Genomic DNA, 19,239 nt, shown 5'->3' with positions numbered 1-19,239 from the left:
AAAATGTAGTTTTACAGCAAACATCTGCTAATTCAACTAGGAAGGTTAAGGTCATCATGAGCTCTTCAAATCTCTTACGTTCGTTTAATTTTTTGTATTTTGCACTGCTTGCCATGTTCGTTTCATTTCTGCCTGTCTATTTGGATGCCCAAGGACTACCTGCAACCAAAATTGGTCTGATCATCGGTACGGGAGGCATTATTACCATCTTCTCACAGCCCTTGTGGGGCATGATTAGCGACAAAACCAAAACCATTAAGAAAGTCATGCTGCTCCTATTGGCCTGTTCGAGCCTTGTAGGTTATATGCTATATACCTCCAATAGCTTCATAGTGCTGCTTCTGTTTACGATGTTTTTGTACTTTTTCTTAATGCCGCTGGATCCTTTGACGGAAAGTTTGAACTTTCAAACAGCGGAAGCTAATCGAGTCAGTTACGGTTCTATTCGGACATTTGGCGCAATTGGCTATGCCGTCATGTCCTTGGCAGTAGGATATGCGATTCAGTATTTAGGCCTGAACAGCTTGGGCTTCCTATTCGCTGGAATTGGCGTTATTAGCCTGATAATCTGTTTGGCACTTCCGGATGCTCCTGTCACAGGTAAACCAATCACATTAAAGAGCCTGCGAAATTTCCTAGGAAATAAAGAAACCATTTGGTTTATGGTGTTAATCTTTATTGTTGCCGTTCCCCAACGAATTAATGACACATTTTTAGGCGTCTATCTCCGAAAATTGGGCGGTAGTCCCGAACTCGTTGGACAAGCATGGTTCTTGGCTGCAGGAAGTGAAATTCTTGTTTTCGCCTTAAGTTTCTGGTGGCTGCGCAAAGGGAAAGAACTTGCCATCATTGCTTTCTCTGCATTCTTTTATTTCATCCGTTTCTTATTGTCCTCGTGGATTACAGAGCCTCATGCACTTGTATACTTGCAGCTGCTCCAAACTTTCACCTTTCCAATCTTTTATTCCGCGGCGATCCAATATTTATACCGAATTGTACCTGAGGAGTGGAGAGCGACTGGGCAAACCGTGCTTGCCCTGCTATTCTTCGGCGTGTCCGGCATTGTCGCCTCTTATTTAGGCGGATGGTTCTATGAAAGCTTTGGCGGGAAAACGCTATACTTATGGATTTCCATTATGTCCTTTATCGGGCTGTTGTTCAGCCTAGTATTAAGTGCAATCTATGGGAAAGCAAAGATGGCAGCCTAAGCATTTTCTGTTAAAATGATAGGAATAGAAAGAACGGGGGCCCGCATCATGGACTACATTGTTTTGGATATTGAATTTAACGGCCGAAAATTTGCGAGTGAATTACCTATGGAAGTCATCGAGATCGGAGCCGTGCGTCTCAATGACTCCTTGCAGCCGGTCGATGAGTTTTCATCATTGATCAAGCCGGTTTATTTCTCCAAATTGAACGGATTTATTAAAAAGAAAACCGGCATTCCCCAAGAAGACATCGATGGCGCCGCTGGCTTTCGCAAAGTCATTGCGGATTTCATCAGCTGGCTGAACCGGAGTGAAGCTTTTCTGCTCGTTACTTGGGGCGGCGAGGATTTGAAGCGCATTGTTTTCGATACGCGGATGCATAAATTAGACGACTCGTTCTGGATGAACGCCAGCTACTTTGATTTATTAAAGGGGTTTATTCGCTACAAAAATGTAACGAATGATGTCAGCGTCGAGGCAGCACTGCTCGATCTGCAAATCGAGGCGGAAGGCTCCGCCCATAGGGCATTGGACGATGCTCGGATGACGGCGCACGTGTTCAAAGCAATCTTTCAGGAGCTTGATTTCGAGCGGATACAGCAATATGTCGACGTTTATAGCAACGCCAAGGAAAGAAGGTTGCTCAAGACAGCCATCCGATCAATAACAGCGCAGAAAATTGTCCCTACATGGGAGCTCGTTGTTGAGCAGTATTTTACAGACAAAATGGCACTCACCGATCCAAGAAAAATTACGGAGCTGCAAGCTATGTTTGAAACCGAGATGGCCAAGGGGCCGCAGGTTGTGAAAAAATCCCCTGCGCAGTAGGATGCTTGCGGTTGTGTAACGAACTAGACACAGTTAAGCTTGTTTTACAACGCTAATGGGCTCACTCTGCTCGCTTCACCTACGTTAACTCTATAAAACAACGTTAACGTAAACCGCACAGCGAAGCCTAGCTCTCCCACCACATCATGATGACTATCATGAGTGGGAAATTAAAAAGCCAAAAAAAGCCAATCCATCTGACATGGTCATCAATGTCGAATGAATTGGCTTTTCATTATAGCTGATCAACGCCTAAACGGTTTTTGAACACAAGAGACGGAAGAACATCTCGCTCGCTGCGCTTGGACTCATTTTGTTGAATAGCGAGTAGTTTTCCAGTCAATTCAAGGAACCACATTTCATCTCGAACAGCAAGAGAAACATCGATCAAGCTTCTCACTTGTTCTTCTATATCCAGTGAACTTACCGGTAGTTTTTTGACATCCTGGTTACTGACTTCCATGACCTTACCTATCGTTGACTCACGGTCGGATGCAATCACGTAAATGCGAGTCAAACCTCCAAGTACATCCATGGATTCTACATACCCATGCAACATTTCATCTTGATTCGTAGTGGCTGTAACCCAATCACTGATTTGATAGTTCATCATCCAGCACCGCCTTTAGCGTTATTGTATTCACTAGCTATACTGTAATTATAATTGTTACAGTATCTTTTGTCAATGAGCCTCATGCTGAATGGATATTAACTATTTTGTAGGTCATTGACTGTCACAAAGGTATAGCCTTCCTTCGTCAAAGCATCTAAAACGCCTTCAATCACAAGAAGCTCCGACTTATCGTACATAGGATGCAGCAAAATGATTGAACCGGGTTTAACGTGCTGAATTACTTCATTCACTTTGTCAGAAGGTGTACTCAAATTCGTGTCCGGCTCCAAATTCCATGTTATCGTTTGAATATGCTGCTTATGTAAATAATAAGGTAAACCAATCAATTTTTTACCGTTTGGCGGACGAAAATCGATTTCACCTTCATAGCCAGTCTCGCGTATGAGCTGGTTTGTTTTTTCGATTTCATCTCTGATAAAAGACGGTTTTTTGAATACCATCCGCTTATGCGAATAGGTGTGATTCCCAATTTGATGCCCTGCCTTGGCGATCTGCTCTCCAGCTTCTCTATTCTTCTGAAGCTCACTTCCTATTAGAAAAAAAGTAGCCTTTGCCTGATATTTACCCAACAGGGATAAAATTGACGCCGTATTTTCGGTCGGACCATCATCGAAAGTTAATGCTACTACCTTTTTATTCGTCACGACATGACTGGTTAACCCGCCAAAAGCCTGAAAACTTCTGGCATTCATCCATTTATATGTACAAAATAATAGAAGAATAACGGCTAATAGTCCTATTCCAATTATGACTAATCTTTTTCTCATTTATTCACCAATCCTTCCTTTTTTTCAAAAATAATGACTCAAGCAATAAACAAAATTTACATTATTCGCTTCACTATTTATACTAATAAGGTTATTAGAACCTCTATTTTTTAGCAAGGAGCTATCCTATGAGTTCTTCTCCCGTTTTAAATGATGCCGAGTGGTTGAAGCTGCTCGAATATGTTGCTGATGCTTACACGGATGTAACCCTTAGTCGGGGGTTTACTTATTTTAAACAGGGTCAGGTCGTATCTCTAAACATTACTGAGGCTCGTCTGGTGCAAGCAAAAGTGGATGGATCTGACTCTTATCGTGTTTCCCTCAACTTAAACAAGTTCAGAGAAGGCAGCTGCACGTGTCCCGTTCATAGCTCTTGCAAGCATCAGGCTGCGGTCATGATGGAGCTTGCGGATCGTCTCGGTTACCCGGCAACCCAAATTATGAATGCGAAAATGCAGCTCAAACGCGCCGCAGCGCTCGCTACGTCCGAATCTGCCATTCATCAATTGCCGGCGATGCCGGTATTTGGCTGGCACTCGTTTATGGATCAATACACGGTCTCGATTAAACCAACGTATGATCAGGGTATTTACGCTCAGCAGTTGCGCTATCAACTGAGCATGTTAAGCAAGTTTACGATACCTTTTTCCGATCGGGATCAAGCCTTTTTTGATCTGCATCAGGAGTTATTTCTTTTGAGAAAAATAAAAGAGCAGAACATACAAGGAGGAAGCAGCTTCTTTACGTCTTCCGCCGTGTACAAAGTTTACGATGATATTTTGAACTGGTTGAAGGAGTTTGCTTCACGATTAGCTCTTGCCGAATCAGATGAGCGCCTTGAAACGACTTTCGCTTATGTCAGAGCGCAGATGGCTGAGCAATCCGGTCACAGCTACCAGGAATTTGGCGTATATACGGCTCTTTGGAAGCAATGGATGGCCGCCAATGAAACGGCAGCGCTCTCTTTTGCCCCTAAAGAAATTGAAGCGATAGAGACAGAATCCATCGAAGATAGCAGCACGTTAACACCATCACGTTCAGCGGCGAAAGCTTACTTATTACTGATGCAATCAAAATCGAAGGAAGCTTGGGCTTCTTTCGAAGCATGTCCGTCCTTTAAGGAAACGCCAGCCTATCTTTTCATCGGTTTCTTAGACCATCTAAAGGAAATTCTGGACTGGAAAGAACTCGTTAATTGGTTAGTCCAAACCGCGGTGTTCTTCAATAACCCGCGAACTCGTGAGCTCGAGACCTACGCGAAATATTGGCAAAATGCTGTCGTACATTTCCCAGAAGCTGAGGCGATGATGTGGAAAATTTTCGAGAGTCTTCTCCCCCGCTCCTATTCTCTCATCGAAAACGTTCTCTATGAGCAGGGCAAATGGAAGGCTTGGCTGGAGATGCAAATTCTTCAAGGGCATGATCCGCTTTTTCACCGGGTCAGCGTGCTCCAGCCAATTGAGAAAGAAGCGCCGCAACTGCTTCTGCCCTACTACCATCAAGCCGTGAACCACTATGTAGGCCTCAAAAACCGCCACGATTACAAGGCTGCTGTCAAGCTGCTGAAGAGACTGGAAAAAGTGTACAAAAAGATGAAGCAGCCGGGCCACTGGGAAACGTTTATGACTAGTTTCGTGGAACGGCACAGCAGGCTGCGGGCTCTGCAAGAGGAACTCAGGAAAGGGAAGCTGCTCGGATGAACGCAATATTGCATGATTTAACAGTTAATATGACACTTACAGAGAGCGGCGACGCATTATTCTGGGGGCTCCTGGACGAGCGCGAAGTGCCTGGCGACAAGCTGCGGAACCTGTTGTTCGCATGGCACGAACCGTCCTATTATGGAACCTCTTTGGAGCTGCAGCAGGCTGGAGACATCGCGGTAGTCGTTCTCCCGGCGGAAATGGTGCTCCCCTTCTTTGCGGAGCCAGGGTTTATGGACATCCTGAACATGGACAATGGGAATACCGCTATGAAAGCCATGCTTGAAGCCGCACCTCCTCTCTATCAAGAAGCAAAGGCAGGCCGCTATGTGCCCAGCTTGCACGACTTCCGTAGAGGAGCTTTGGGATGGACGTGGGATGCGGAGTCTGATGCGCTAAAAGCATTTGATTGGACGGCTTTCCAAAGCCTCGACCCTCTTGGTCAGGGCTCTGCCGGCCTGCGTGCCGCGTTCTCTGCTCTTGTCACAGCGGAGCATTATGCAAGCGAGGCCGCACTCTCTGATCTCCGCAGGGATTATCCCGCGCTGTTCCAAAAATCGGCTTCTTCCTCCGCGTTGACGGAGGAAGAATGGCTCGCATCCCTTGGCTGGCGGCCGGACACAGCCCCCTTCCGTCCTGCATTGCAGCTGCTGGAGCCGGACGAAGATGACGACACATGGCGTCTCCATCTGGTGCTCCAGGACAAACAGGATCGCTCCGTCCTAACGCCGATTCGCCTCACTGTAGACGGAACGGCTGCAGGTACGTGGGACAGCAGCTGGGGCCCTTATGTGCTGGAACGTTCTGCCGGTTGGGCAGCACGACTGGCCGAAGCTCTGCCTAGCGGAAGCAGCGGTACAGAGCTCTTGTCTAAACCGTTAAGCGACGAAGCGGCTTGGACTTTCTTAACGACAGACAGCCGGTACTTATTAGACGGCGGTTGGAACGTCATGCTGCCTGGCTGGTGGGAGTCTGCCTCCAAACGAAAACCGCGGCTTCGCGCGAAGGTGTCCTCGGAGGCGGGAGGCAAAGGCCAGTCGCTTTTCGGACTGAACGCCTTGGTTGACTTCGACTGGCGAATTGCTATTGGTGAAGCCGACCTAAGCGAGGCGGAATTCGCCGCGCTGCTTTCGCGCAATGAGCGCCTCATCCGCTTCCGCGGGCAATGGGTCTATTTGGACCCGGCACTGCTTGAGCAGATACGCAGATTGATGGCCAGCGTTGACCCGCAAGAAGGATTGTCTTTGCTTGATATTTTCCAGCTGCACCTGCTCAGTGAATCGGAGCAGGAGAACTCGCCAAAAGGAAGCCAAACGGCGGAAGATGAAGCTGAGCATGAAGAACGAATCAAACTGGAAGTTGAATTGAACGGTCATCTCATGGGGCTTTTGCGTCAGCTTGGACAGCCTTCGGAGCTGCAGGATATTCCGGTTCCAGCTGGATTGCGGGCTGAACTGCGCAGTTACCAGCAGGAAGGCTTTACATGGCTAACCTACCTGCGAAAGTTCGGGCTCGGCGCTTGCTTAGCCGATGATATGGGCCTTGGCAAAACCATTCAATTTATTACGTATTTGCTGCATCACCAAGCCGAATCCGAGCAGCCTGCTCTCTTGATTTGCCCTACCTCGGTCCTTGGCAACTGGCAGAAAGAGCTGCTCCGTTTTGCCCCGGATCTCAAGGTTCTGCTTTATTACGGGAAAGGACGTTTAAGCGGCGCTGCGCTTTCTGAAGTTCTACAAGACACTGATATTGTGCTGACCTCTTATACAACCGCTTTGATGGAGCAGGAAACATTGCAGGAGACGGTATGGAGTGCCCTTTGTTTAGATGAAGCGCAAAATATTAAAAACGCTCAAAACAAGCAATCCGCAGCCGTCCGTTCGCTTAAAGCAAAGCACCGGATCGCCCTGACGGGCACACCGATTGAGAATCGTTTGTCGGAGCTTTGGTCGATCTACGATTTCCTGAACCCCGGCTATCTGGGAAACCAGCGCGGCTTTCAACATCGTTTCGCCAATCCGATCGAGAAACATCAGGACGAAGAGCGTACGCTTCAACTGCAGAAGCTCGTCAAACCTTTTATGCTGCGCCGGAAAAAGAACGATCCTGCAATCCAGCTCGATTTACCGGAGAAGCAGGAGATGAAGGTCTACTTGAACTTGACCGCCGAGCAAGGCGCGCTTTACGAACAAGCGGTCAAAAACCTCATGGAACGCATGCAAAAGCTGGAGGGCATGGAGCGTAAAGGCGCGATCCTGTCGGCGTTAACCCAGCTTAAGCAGTTATGCGACCATCCGGTGCTGCTGACCAAGGAAGCACCGCTTTCCGAGGAGAGCCTGCTCGCCGAAGAAATCCGCGAAGCCTTCGTAACGCGCTCCGCGAAGCTGGAACGGCTTGTTGCCATGGTTGGCGAGCTGCGGGATGAAGGCGACTCCTGCCTGATCTTCACGCAGTATGTCAGCATGGGCAAGCTGTTGGCTGACATTTTGCAGGCAGAGCGGGACGAACCCGTCTTGTACCTAAACGGCAGCACGCCTAAGCAAGAACGCGATAAAATGATTGACACGTTCCAAGCCTCTGGCGGGCCCGGTATCTTTATTTTATCTCTGAAAGCTGGCGGTGTCGGTCTCAATTTGACCGCAGCGAACCATGTGTTCCACTTTGACCGTTGGTGGAATCCAGCGGTGGAAAATCAGGCGACAGACCGTGCCTATCGAATGGGACAGAAAAGGAATGTGCAGGTACACAAATTTATATCTCTGGGCACTCTAGAGGAGAAAATCGATGAAATGCTCGAAAGCAAAATGAGCCTGAGCGAAAACGTCATTTCCACGTCGGAAGCCTGGATTACCGAGCTCTCCAACGAAGAGCTTCATGATCTGTTTGCCCTGCGCAAGGAATGGTAAGGGTTACCTGCGAGCGCGATTTATGATAAGATATCGAACGAGAAGTTACAGAAAGGGAGTTAACACGTGTCTCGTATCATTCAAGTTGATGAACGCCCTTCCATAGGCGAAAGCATTCCCCTGAGCTTACAACATTTATTTGCGATGTTTGGCTCCACAGTGCTGGTTCCCATTTTGTTTCATGTCGATCCAGCAACGATTCTATTAATGAATGGGATCGGCACCCTGCTATATATTTTTATTACAAAAGGGAAAATCCCCGCTTTCCTGGGGTCCAGCTTCGCCTTTCTCTCACCTGTTTTCGTCGTCCTAGAATCGAAGGGCTACAGTTCGGCTTTAGGTGGGTTCCTCGTTGTCGGTTTGATCTTCACGATCATCGCGATATTAATTCGCTTCGTAGGGACACGCTGGATTGATGTCGTATTTCCACCAGCGGCGATGGGGGCTATCGTGTCCGTCATCGGGTTAGAGTTAGTGCCTACAGCAGCCTCTATGGCCGGCATCATTGCTCCGGCAGATGCCAAGGAAGCCTGGGTTCCCGATATGACCGTGATTACCGTCTCCGTATTCACCTTTTTGATAGGCGTGGTTGGTTCCATTGTTTTTCGCGGGCTTTTGAAGGTCATCCCGATTCTTGTCGCTATTATCCTAGGTTACTTGCTTGCAGCACTTCTCGGCTTAGTACATATTCAAGAAACTTTAAGTGCTGCTGAGTGGCTCAGACTCCCTACTTTCTACTCGCCAACTTTCGATGTAGCTAGTATTTTAATCATCGCGCCTGCAGCGTTAGTTGTCATTGCGGAGCATATTGGCCACTTGATTGTAACTAGCAATATGGTGGGTAAAGATTTATCCAAAGACCCTGGACTGAGCAGATCTTTACTTGGAAACGGGATCTCAACCATGCTTTCCTCTTTAGTGGGGTCAACGCCAAATACAACTTACGGCGAGAACATCGGTGTTATGGCGATCAGCCGCGTGTATTCCGTCTGGGTGATTGGCGGAGCTGCGATCTTGGCGGTTATTCTCTCTTTTGTCGGGAAAATCTCAGCCCTAATTCAAACCATTCCTACGGCGGTCATGGGCGGAGTATCGATGCTGTTGTTCGGTATCATTGCCGCTTCCGGTATTCGTATGCTCGTAGAAACGAAAGTTGATTATGCCAAACCGGTCAATCTGATTCTGACAACGACTGTACTTGTCATCGGTCTTAGCGGTGCATCACTGAAGCTCGGTCATTTTGAACTGAAGGGCATGGCGCTTGCCACCATTGTCGCTATTGTACTCAGCTTGTTTTTCAAGCTGCTGGATAAGTTAAAGCTTTCAAACGAGTAACGCCTCACCAGATGAGGCAATCTTGCACATGAAGGGAACTGGCGTCCGCTATCGGACGAGATCAGCCGCAAACCCGGATATTCGTGAAAGGAATATACGCCATGAAGACAGGCATGAACGCAAGTGAACGCACATTTTGGAAGAAGTATCTCGCCAAAGCGAAGCTGGATTTATCCTATGCGGCTTACACCAAAGTCCAAAAATCATGGCAGGATGAGAACCCCTCTTGTCCATTTAACCGGCTATATGTCATCTGCGAAGGTGAAGGCTATCTGAAGATCGGGGACAAGACCTATTACCCGAAACCTGGGGAGATGTACTTGCTTCCTGCCGGCAGCGACCAAGCGTATGGAACGATAAGCGACAATACCTTCGGGAAATACTGGTGCCATTTCACGGCGAAAATCGGGGATTTGGATCTGTTTCAAATTTTGCAAACTTCGCCTTGCATGAAAATTCAAAACCCTGAAGAGCTGAAGCAGGCTTTTGAGCAGATGATCGCATACAGTCAGAGTGACAGTTTAACCTCGGAATTTCGGGCCTACTCGATTCTGATGACTTTTATTGCGGATTTTATTGAGCAGAATCCATCTGTCAAGCTCAACCTGACCTCAACGCCTACGTTTGAGAAAATGAACAAAGTGCTGCTTTACATGGAGCAGCATATCGCCGAGAATGTGTCCGTTGACACACTGTCCCGGATTGCGCATTATCATCCGAATTATTTCATCAATGCATTCAAGCAATTTACGGGCTACTCGCCTATTCAATACATGAATCATCTGCGTTCGGAAAAAGCCAAAGATTTGCTGATGACGTCCGAACTAAACGTTTCGCAAATCGCTGATGCGCTTGGGATGGAATTATCGTATTTTTCCCGCATGTTCCGTGAGCAAACCGGATTTAAACCAACGGCTTTCCGAGATTTAAGGCCAAAAGCCATTGAACATAATGAATCTTTATAAATAAGGGGCCGTCCCTCGCCAGAAAGATTGGCTGAGAGACGGCCCTTTAATAAGCCGGCGTCAAATATGTTTTATGGATAAAAAGCGTTCGCCTTCGTCGTTGTTGAACACCAGCGGTTGTTCAACAGGAATCTGATTAGCGAGTTCTTGGCCCGCTCCGTGCCAATGTAGTTCAACGATTCCGCAGCATGGGCACGGACGTACCTGTTCTCGTCGTCCAGCGCGATTTCCAATTGTGGAACAGCAGCCTCTGCCGCAGCACCAAGGCGGGACAAAGACAAACTGGCCATAAAGCGAACCTGCGCATTCGAATCCTGAAGACCACGGGTCAAACTGGAAACTACGTCATTTACCGGCGATTCCATAAATCCAAGTGCATCCACAACGGCGCAGCGGATTTTATCCTCCGGATGATCAAGCAGCTTCGTTAAGGCAGGAACAGCTTTAACGGCTAACCCGCTCAGTTCTCCCAAAGCGAAAACAGCATGCGTAACTGTATTGACATTCTCATGGTTCAGCGCGGCAATCAACCCGTCAACCGCCTCGCTTCCCGAAACGGACAGGCCGTAAGCGGAAATTCGGGATACATTTACGTCATCGCTAAGGAGACCAGCCAGCAAAGCATTTGCGCCGAGCTGCCCTCTGCGCGCGAGATCATAGGACGCATTGATTGCAACAGGCTCAGATCCGCTCAGTTTATCCGCCAATTCCTGAATTTGCTGCGGATCTGACGAAGCTGTTCCAGCCAAGCTGCCTACTTCCCCGGATAACCAGTTCCATGTCTCTTCCCACATGATATCGTGCTCTGCGAGCGGAGCAAGCAAGTTGGCTGGTCTTTTCCATTCGCGCTCTTGATTATTCCAGCTCGGCTGCTTTGGCATCTCGGTGCGCATGAATTCGAACTTCAGCATGTAGCGCGGCTCTCCCAAAATATTCGGAGTGGAGCGGTGCCAAATATCGTAGTGAATCAACGCGAATGTGCCAGCCTCCCCGCTTGCCAATACTTCACCTGGGTGTTCATTGGATTCGAATGCCCGTTTCTGATGATTTTGCGTGCCCGGCATAATACCAGTCGGTCCCAAATCAACAGGCGTATCCTGCGGAAAATACATAATCATGGCCCAGTTCGGGTGATGATTACGCACGCGGTCATATCCCCAATAGCTATCCTTATGCCAACCACCCGCAGTAGGCAGCGCATTGAAATGTCCGTGTCTGTGCGCATGCATCATATAGTTCGGACCTAGTACGCTTGTTAATGCGCCAGTAACAACGGGATGATCAAAAACTTTTTGCAGTTCCCGGATGCGGGGCAGCAAATTGTTGCCGGGATTTCCCTCTTCCGCGTACACCGTGTTTAATTGCTCAAGCAGATTGGCGTGAAACGCGCGAGAAAAGTCTGTTTTAAGAATAAGACACCCGTTTGTAATAAATTCTCTCATTTGCTCGTCAGTCAATAATAATGGTTGTTGCTCCTGCATAGTTTCTGCCTCCTTAGCGTGAATGGAATGCTGTAACATACGCTTATTATAAAAAAGACGATTGAGAAACTTAATAGACATTCTTAATCATAGCTAGCACAAAACTAAGATAGCGTGATGCCAACGATTGAAACGTTTCGGTTACTTAAGAGCACGGTCTATATTTTATGGATTCGCCGGGCAACGATATTGAATGCGTATCCGGTATGGCCGCTGGGGGAGCGCATATCGTCTGTTTCACGACAGGCCGTGGAACGCCAACAGGCGCAACCGTCGTCCCGGTGGTAAAAATCACAGTGAACAAATTCACCTATTCGAACATGGAAGATAATATGGATGTGGATGTGAGTGAAATGCTTGCCGGCACCTTGCATTTAGAGCAAGCCGGCGAACGCATTTGGCAAGAAATCAGCGACGTAGCTGAAGGCAAACTAACCAAATCAGAAATTCTTGGACATCAGGAATTTAGCATTAACCGGATCGGCCCTAGCTTATAACTTAAAGAACAGCCGGCATCACATACGTATACACCACAATAAAATGACAGCTGCTGCCGGCAACGACGAACACATGCCAAACAAGATGATGATAGCGTAATTTCCGCCATAGAAAAAATACTAACCCGATCATGTACAGAACGACGCCTGCTATGATCCAAGTGATAGCCATCTGAGGCAGCCTTCCCTGCAATGGTGATATTAAGGAAGCCATGAAACCTGCGAGCAGTAAGTACAGCAGCAGTCCCCAAGGGATAAAACGCCGAATAATAAACTTGATATAACGCACGCCCCCCAAAGCGAGCGCCCAGATCAGCATCAGCATGGAGTAACCCAATGTGCCTTGCAGCGTAATCATGAGGAATGGCGTGTATGAACCAGCGATGGCGATAAAAATGGCGGCATGGTCCAGCATTTCAAAACGCTCTCCCCATTTGCGCGAGCGAGAACAATGCAGGAGTGTCGATGACAAATACACCATGCAAAAGGATAAGCCGTAAATCGCATTGCTTACCGTATAAGCAAAATCTTCGAACATTACGGCGCGTTGAAGCAGCAGCACGAGTCCGAAGGCGCTAAGCGCCGCGCCAATTCCGTGGCTCAAGGCATTTAAGCGCTCCTCCTTTAAGTGAAGGCTTTTATCCATGCTAAGGGTCACTCCTTTCTGATTATTTCCTAGATTTCCCCTTAGTCGGGACTAGTATGTAATCAGATCGAAGTGACCCCTTTTGCTTGCTGCTGAAGCCAAGGCTTGCTATTCGCCGGCGTGCTCAGACTGCTTCCTCTTCCAAAAAGAAGCAAGCTCCTTTCGATGCTTAATCGATATCAACGCAAAGTTTCCTAACCACACCCATAGAATCGCTTCCCTATATCCGCTCAGGTATAAATACACGCCTAATAGCAGCATGCCGAGCGCCACCTGTATAGCGTCTGCTGCTGGGGATGTGGAACGGCCTCTGACCAGCGCCTTTGCAACCGCCATGCACACAGCCAAAATCACCGCTAATGCCAGTGAAGCTTCAAACTTCGTCAGCGCGCTCCAAACACCGAACGTGACCGCGATCGCTTTGCCTCCCTTTCCCTTCAGAAACGGCGAAAACGCATGCCCGAAAATTGGCGCAAGTGCAATGGGTATCAATGCGTAGCCCTGAACACGCGCGTTTTCCAAGTTAAATCCCAAGATCCAGCCGAGAATCAGGTACCCTTTTAAAAAATCAAGAACAATGCCTGCAATCCCTATTTGATATCCCGCTGCTTTCCACAAATTTAATGCGCCTGGATTTCCATCTCCAACGTCTTTAAGATTGTGCCTGGCCATGAGTCCAAGCCAATAAGAAAACATCAATGAGCCTGATAAGAAAGCGCAAACCATCCATACAAGGGTCATAGCTCCCGCCTGCTTCCTACCTTAACTTGCCTTCCTTTCCATGCTACATGACCGAGAAACACAACCTGATAAGCGGAGTACAGCATGACCGCGATAAAAAATAACGTCGAGAATATGTGCAGGACAGGCATGAGGAATCCAAACACACCCACATATCTGACGAAATAGAAGAGCTGAAGCGTATAAAGCAGATAGCCCATGAATAAAGGCAGCCACCAGGATGTGTTGATAAATAAAAAGAAGGTTTCCGAAACAATCAGTCCGACAACCCAACAAGCAATGAGGACAATGGTACCGCTCTTCAGCTTGGATGTGCCCAATACAGCGCCTTTACCGAAGCCTTGAATCTGGCTTTTTATCCCCTGCGCATACATACGAAAGGAAACGAGGCCATATCCGATGAAATTCGTGACATCGATGCCCGCTTTGCGAAAAGCTGCTCCCAGATTCAGATCGTCCAACATCTCATCTTTAATGCTCTCATGTCCATTAATTTTTTCGTAATCTTCTCTAGTCGTTAAAATACAGGATCCGTACAGACCCTTATTGGGGTTGTCTCTCTCAAACGGCGAGGTAAACGCAAACACCCCCAAGAAATTAAAGATAAGAGCAAGCCTTTCTACGAACTTCACCGTATAGTGATAAGGTACAACGGAGATGACGCCACCGGCTTTATGTCTTGCCATAATCAACGACTCCAATGCCCTAGGCACCAACCGGATGTCGGCATCCAGAAAGGCGATCATATCTCCGGTGGCATGCAAATAGCCGTTCCAGACGGCCCAGTTTTTACCGGTCCAGCCTTGCGGAAGACTGGGATTTGAAACGACAGTAACCCCGTAGCCTTCCGCAATCTCCTTCGTATCATCCTCTGAAAAGTCATCCACCACGATGATCTCAAAAGGTTCTAAGGTTTGTATCTTGAGCGCATGGAGCAGATGAGGCAAATTGCACGATTCATTCCTGGCCGGAATAATGACCGACAGCTTCACTTTTTCCGCACCTGGTACATAGCCTGCTCGAAGCGCATTTTTCCTGAAAAGCAAAAAGCCGGAAAGACACCCGATTACGCAAATCAACGCAACCACCATCCTAGAAACCTCCTCTATCGCTATCCGCACATTCTCTGCATGGAGTAATCCTCGTTCAATTATGGAGATCCAGCTTGTATTGATGTATATGAACGGTCAGGAAATTTTAAGCCATGGGATTTGAGGATCTTGTCACCTCCTGCGAACATTTCAGCGATTGTGTTATAATAATCCATATCAAACTATTGGAGGCAATCTGGCATGAAAATATACGTCATCCTCTCTTTCGACGGCGAAGAAATGGAAAATGTTTATGTTGGTACAGACGAGGAGAAAGCATTGTCTCTGAAGCCCGCTGATTTCGAAAACAGCGAAGCCCTGTTCGTTGAGATTTGGGAAGACGGCGAGAAAACCGATGACTATCGCTTAGAAGAATAAAGATCTCTTATTCCATAGATTCAAAGAAAGGCGGCACCGAACATGATTCATGCATTCACCATCCAACCCCAAACATACACGACCTTCGAAGATGAAACCGAGCAGCTGGAACAGTGTAAGGAATGGGGGTTGCTTTCCGAGAAAGCGGCCAAAACAAAAGCATTTTACTACAAAGCGGGCGGCATGAATTTGCCCTGCGGCATCGTCGGCTTCGTAGATAAAATGACCGCTGTTATTGAATTCGACAATAAACAGCTGCACTGTATTCACCCCTCTTATCTGAAGGAGATGCAGGCGGCCAATTATAGCCAAAGACTTACGGCAGCAGCAGAAGACGCTACAGGGGCGGAAGTGGCAGAGACGGAAGCCGAAGCGACGGCTGTCGTGGAATCCCCGGCAGTTGACAACACCCTTACCGGACAAGCAGCCGAGGAAGTTAAAGCTCCAAAAACTAAACAGCCGAAGGAAAAAGCGAAAAAAGAAAAGGCGCCTAAGCTAGAGCTGCCGGAAGATAAAGTGAAAATGATTGCGACAGTCCAAGAATTCACGACCGTACCGAACAATTTCTCCGATAATGACGATGAAGTCATCATCTATGAAGCAGTTTCCATTACGGACCCCGCAATGGAGATCGGCACTGCCTGGTCAAGCCACAGCAATACGCTGAAAAAGCTGGAGCTCGAAATCGGAGATACCATCACTTTTGAATGTAAAATCGTTGCGAAGAAGCTTAGTAAACATCCTGTGCCCTACAAGATCAATAATCCTGCAAAATTACAAAAGGTAACGGCGGAGTAACCCGCTCTACCTCATTCAAAAAAGCTTAATCCGTCAGCATTCTTATGCTGGGATTAAGCTCTTTTACGCTGCTTGCGCAGCAGGGGGATGTGCTTCCTATGTCATTTATGCAAAATCTAAGTATCAGCGAGAGTGCGCTCTACTTTGCCTATCGCCGCCAAACGATCGGCACCGATCAGTTTCATGGCACTTTTCATGCTCATAAAGGCGTTGAAATTCTTTTTGTTCACGAAGGTCAGGGCATATTGATCGTTGATCAAAAAAGCTATGAAGTAAGAGCAGGCATGCTGTGTGTCTTCCAACCTTATCAGCTTCATCATATTCAAATGAATCCCGACATCCGGTTCATCCGCTCCATTGTGCATTTTGAGCCATTTTTATATGAATCCTATTTTGAGAAATGGCCGAGCTTGCTCGCTTTTTTTAAGCAAATGCACACCAGCAAGCTGCCCGCCCCGTGCATTTACAATATTGGCGAGCCGGCGTCGCTGCTTTCCCTTCTTTCAAGTTTACATGAGAAAATTCCGAGTTTGTCCAAGAATGACTCTGTTGAGGAATTCTCTTTATTCCTGATCGCTTTTTTTCGTGCTTTTCGGCAAATATGGGAACGAAGCGAAGTACAGTTCGACTCCGGACCCACTCGCCACAAGCACCAGGCCGAGCGCATACTGAGCTGGCTCGAAGGGCATTACACGGAGCCGCTTCGCCTTGAGCATATGGCTAGTGAGCTTCATCTGTCCCCTTATCACTTATCTCACTTGTTCAAAGAGTGCACGGGAAACAGCATTTCCGAGTATGTGACAGCACGCAGAATGCAGCAGGCGGTCATGCTGCTTACTTCTAGCGAACAGTCAATTGCTCAAATCGGCGAAGCCATCGGTATTTCCAACTGTTCCCACTTCTGCAAAACGTTTAAAAGCCGTATGGGCAGCACGCCTCATCAATTCCGCTTACAGTGGCAGAAGCAGCGTTAGTTTTGCCTGACTCGGCATCCCTATTTATACGTGCTTCCAGTCGTAATGGTCGTCGCTGCAAAGTTTTCGATCGACTTCTTTTTTTCATAGAAATGGGTCGCATTCGCTTGGACTCCTTCACGCGTATAGAAGGCATCCTCCGGACCGATCGGGAATTTCACCAACTGTCCCGTGCTGGCCGATTTATAAATGGCGGTAATGAATTCAAGCGTTTGCCTGCCGCTAATACCATCGATTAAGAGGGGCGAGCCAGTTTCAATCGCAGTAAGCACATTATCAATTTGGCCCGCGTGTCCTTCATATGCGACTTCCGGCAAGACATCATAGTAAGCTTGCAGCTGTGACTCCAGTTCTGGATTCGGCTCAGGAAAGCCATTCGATTTCGAATTGGACGCCTTCACCTTCCAGGGTGTTGACACACGCGCTTTGGCGCCTTGGAAGATCAACTGCTGCTCTTCCCCGTGATGAACGACTGAACTGGTCAGTTGACCCAGCGATCCATTCGCATAGCGCAGCAAGCCGATCGAAAGATCTTCAACCTCGGCATTATCATGAGCGACATTACTCATAAATGCCTGCACTTCACTCGGGCTGCCCATCATCCACAGTAAAGCGTCAATATGATGCACGGCGTGGTTCAGCGTAGGACCTCCGCCCTCTTTCTCCCATGTGCCGCGCCACCAAAGATCATAGTACGAATAGCCCCGCCACCAGAACGAATCGACTTGGACATGCAGGATCTTCCCCATAAGTCCGCTTTCCAGAACCGATTTCATTTTCATCATCGGCGTTTTGAACCGATTTTGAGCCACAACAGACAACAGCTTACCCGTACGACGCGAAGCATCATTCATCATATCGCATTCTTCAAGGGAGGACGCCATAGGCTTTTCCACCATAACATGCGTGTTAGCCTCCATAAATTCAACCGCCAATGAGGCATGCGTATAGGGGGGTGTACAGATGGAAACAAGATCAATCTCCGCTGTAAGCAGCTCTTTATAATCTTTCACGGCTTTGGCCTTCAGCCCGTAATGATCAATTCTCTCCTGCGCCTTGTCCACATAAATATCGCTAATCGCCACAATCTGGCAACGCTCCGGAAATTGTAAATACGCTTCGATATGCGAGGTAGAAATCGCCCCTGCACCGATTATCGCTACTTTCAGCATTTATTTTCCCCCTTCGGCTTATTGGTTCAAGCTTACCAAAATTCCCCTTTCAAATGTACGCGCATCTTGTGAAAAAATACGACTATTTTGCGGTTTGACTACCCGCTCAGCTATGATTTATGCCCAATTGGCAAAATGGCATAACAGAGTTCCCTATCGATGGCATATCCGCTATTTTTTACGATCATAGCTCTGAAGCTTGTTCGCAAACACATCTGCATTGACATAGGGCATCCCCATATTCAACCGGTAAATTTCTCTGCTTTCGCCCGAATTGATTCCTTCCTTCGTAGTGAAAAAATAACGGATGCCGAGATCTTGCGCTTCGTCTATGTTGGTTTGAGTGTAATATCCATATGGAAAGCAGAGCATGGAAAGCTCATTGCCGAGCTGCGTTTTAAGCATCCAGTCCGCCGTAAAAAGATCCTCCATGACTCTTTTCTTGCGCTCCTCCTCGGTCTCCAACCTCTGATCTTGTGTCAGGTAAATGCGATTGGTCAGCATTGGCACGAGACTCCCTGACTCGCCGGCCTTTTTCTGATGAAGGTTGTACGTATGCGAATAAAAGCTAAAACCATCGCGTTTCATTTCCTTCATTTGCTGCCAAGTCAGAAACGGTAAAGACGGATAGTCGGTGTCTAGATAGCTCACAACGACAAAATTCGTTGCCGGATATCCCATCTTTTTCAGCAGTGGATAAGCCTTCTCATAAAAAGACCGATACCCGTCGTCGAACGTAATCACTACAGCATTCGGAGGAATCGTCCCCCGCTTCTCAAGAAAACACGCATAGTCTTCAACCGAAATGACATTGTAATGTTTGTCCTTCAATAGCTGCAGATGCTGATTAAATTTGGCAGGGGAAATCGTCACGAAGGACTCTTCTTCATCCAGATGATGATACACGAGAAAGAGGGCTTGGCCCGTGTAGTGAATCACCTTCGTATCCATTGGCGGGCGATTGAATGCGCTTTCATAATGAGTGGAGCAAACATGCGATAACTGTGCTTCTTGGTTTTGCGGATTCGTCCATGAGCCAAGTACAAGCAATAGACAGAGGATTAATGTATTCAATCGACCGCGCCCTCCCCGTATTGATACAAAGATAACCAGCC

The 19,239-nt window shown here is 47.6% G+C and carries 17 protein-coding genes and 1 pseudogene; 10 read left to right on the top strand and 8 right to left on the bottom strand.

Going from position 1 to position 19,239, the window contains the following annotated elements:
- Nucleotides 1-56: 56 nt before the first annotated feature.
- Both J2Z65_RS28190 and J2Z65_RS28185 read left to right on the top strand, forming a co-directional pair.
- Nucleotides 57-1,208 carry an MFS transporter gene (locus J2Z65_RS28190; RefSeq protein ID WP_193581167.1) on the top strand — a complete coding sequence of 384 codons (1,152 nt, stop codon included), beginning with the start codon at nt 57-59 and terminating at the stop codon, nt 1,206-1,208.
- A gap of 48 nt (nt 1,209-1,256) precedes the next feature.
- A complete protein-coding gene (locus tag J2Z65_RS28185; protein WP_167068489.1) occupies nt 1,257-2,036 on the top strand; it encodes a 3'-5' exonuclease in 780 nt (259 codons plus the stop codon).
- A gap of 235 nt (nt 2,037-2,271) precedes the next feature.
- Here J2Z65_RS28185 and J2Z65_RS28180 read toward each other — a convergent pair whose 3' ends face one another.
- Entirely contained in the window at nt 2,272-2,649 is a 378-nt protein-coding gene (locus tag J2Z65_RS28180; protein WP_167068492.1) for a hypothetical protein, read from the bottom strand.
- A gap of 95 nt (nt 2,650-2,744) precedes the next feature.
- Entirely contained in the window at nt 2,745-3,437 is a 693-nt protein-coding gene (locus tag J2Z65_RS28175; protein ID WP_167068495.1) for a polysaccharide deacetylase family protein, read from the bottom strand.
- Between the two features lie 128 nt (nt 3,438-3,565).
- On the opposite strand from J2Z65_RS28175, the gene J2Z65_RS28170 reads away from it, so the two are divergent.
- From J2Z65_RS28170 to J2Z65_RS28155, 4 genes are all read left to right on the top strand, one after another.
- On the top strand, nt 3,566-5,137 hold the full coding sequence (locus J2Z65_RS28170) for an SWIM zinc finger family protein (protein WP_167068497.1): 1,572 nt from the start codon (nt 3,566-3,568) through the stop codon (nt 5,135-5,137).
- Nucleotides 5,134-8,046, top strand: a complete 2,913-nt coding sequence (locus tag J2Z65_RS28165) for a DEAD/DEAH box helicase (RefSeq protein ID WP_167068500.1) — start codon at nt 5,134-5,136, stop codon at nt 8,044-8,046. The genes J2Z65_RS28170 and J2Z65_RS28165 overlap by 4 nt, the downstream gene beginning before the upstream one ends.
- A 66-nt stretch (nt 8,047-8,112) precedes the next feature.
- Nucleotides 8,113-9,381 (top strand): uracil permease, encoded by a 1,269-nt coding sequence (gene uraA / locus J2Z65_RS28160; RefSeq protein ID WP_167068503.1) that lies wholly within the window; start codon nt 8,113-8,115, stop codon nt 9,379-9,381.
- Nucleotides 9,382-9,482: 101 nt separating this feature from the next.
- Nucleotides 9,483-10,346 (top strand): AraC family transcriptional regulator, encoded by an 864-nt coding sequence (locus J2Z65_RS28155; RefSeq protein WP_167068508.1) that lies wholly within the window; start codon nt 9,483-9,485, stop codon nt 10,344-10,346.
- Between the two features lie 71 nt (nt 10,347-10,417).
- Here the strand turns inward: J2Z65_RS28155 and J2Z65_RS28150 are convergent, their stop codons facing one another.
- Nucleotides 10,418-11,827: a HEAT repeat domain-containing protein gene (locus J2Z65_RS28150; RefSeq protein WP_167068511.1), complete on the bottom strand. Its 1,410-nt coding sequence runs from the start codon at nt 11,825-11,827 to the stop codon at nt 10,418-10,420.
- A 155-nt stretch (nt 11,828-11,982) separates the two neighbouring features.
- Between J2Z65_RS28150 and J2Z65_RS28145 the strand changes: the two are divergent.
- Nucleotides 11,983-12,324, top strand: a pseudogene (locus tag J2Z65_RS28145) (UxaA family hydrolase); the annotation flags it as partial.
- Nucleotide 12,325: 1 nt separating this feature from the next.
- Here the strand turns inward: J2Z65_RS28145 and trhA are convergent.
- The 3 genes from trhA to J2Z65_RS28130 form a co-directional block, all read right to left on the bottom strand.
- On the bottom strand, nt 12,326-12,970 hold the full coding sequence (trhA, locus tag J2Z65_RS28140) for a PAQR family membrane homeostasis protein TrhA (RefSeq protein ID WP_167068514.1): 645 nt from the start codon (nt 12,968-12,970) through the stop codon (nt 12,326-12,328).
- A 108-nt stretch (nt 12,971-13,078) separates the two neighbouring features.
- Nucleotides 13,079-13,711: a glycerol-3-phosphate acyltransferase gene (locus tag J2Z65_RS28135; protein WP_167068517.1), complete on the bottom strand. Its 633-nt coding sequence runs from the start codon at nt 13,709-13,711 to the stop codon at nt 13,079-13,081.
- On the bottom strand, nt 13,708-14,802 hold the full coding sequence (locus J2Z65_RS28130; protein ID WP_167068520.1) for a glycosyltransferase family 2 protein: 1,095 nt from the start codon (nt 14,800-14,802) through the stop codon (nt 13,708-13,710). Before J2Z65_RS28130 ends, J2Z65_RS28135 begins: the two co-directional genes overlap by 4 nt.
- Before the next feature lie 201 nt (nt 14,803-15,003).
- Here J2Z65_RS28130 and J2Z65_RS28125 point away from each other — a divergent pair, with 201 nt between their 5' ends.
- The 3 genes from J2Z65_RS28125 to J2Z65_RS28115 all read left to right on the top strand — a co-directional run bounded on the left by J2Z65_RS28125 (nt 15,004) and on the right by J2Z65_RS28115 (nt 16,952).
- Nucleotides 15,004-15,180: a hypothetical protein gene (locus J2Z65_RS28125; protein ID WP_167068523.1), complete on the top strand. Its 177-nt coding sequence runs from the start codon at nt 15,004-15,006 to the stop codon at nt 15,178-15,180.
- A gap of 42 nt (nt 15,181-15,222) precedes the next feature.
- Complete coding sequence (locus tag J2Z65_RS28120) at nt 15,223-15,978, top strand: hypothetical protein (protein ID WP_167068526.1); 756 nt, start codon at nt 15,223-15,225, stop codon at nt 15,976-15,978.
- Between the two features lie 98 nt (nt 15,979-16,076).
- Nucleotides 16,077-16,952 (top strand): AraC family transcriptional regulator, encoded by an 876-nt coding sequence (locus J2Z65_RS28115; protein WP_240160080.1) that lies wholly within the window; start codon nt 16,077-16,079, stop codon nt 16,950-16,952.
- Between the two features lie 20 nt (nt 16,953-16,972).
- Here J2Z65_RS28115 and J2Z65_RS28110 read toward each other — a convergent pair whose 3' ends face one another.
- Together J2Z65_RS28110 and J2Z65_RS28105 are read right to left on the bottom strand one after the other, a co-directional pair.
- On the bottom strand, nt 16,973-18,124 hold the full coding sequence (locus J2Z65_RS28110) for a Gfo/Idh/MocA family protein (RefSeq protein WP_167068529.1): 1,152 nt from the start codon (nt 18,122-18,124) through the stop codon (nt 16,973-16,975).
- A 171-nt stretch (nt 18,125-18,295) separates the two neighbouring features.
- On the bottom strand, nt 18,296-19,198 hold the full coding sequence (locus tag J2Z65_RS28105) for a polysaccharide deacetylase family protein (RefSeq protein ID WP_167068532.1): 903 nt from the start codon (nt 19,196-19,198) through the stop codon (nt 18,296-18,298).
- Between the last annotated feature and the right edge of the window lie 41 nt (nt 19,199-19,239).

The organism is Paenibacillus aceris (assembly GCF_017874035.1).
Classification (GTDB): Bacteria; Bacillota; Bacilli; order Paenibacillales; family NBRC-103111; genus Paenibacillus_E; species Paenibacillus_E aceris.
The sequence above is the reverse complement of the archived record's forward strand: the minus strand, read 5'-3'. Positions and strand labels throughout refer to the sequence as shown.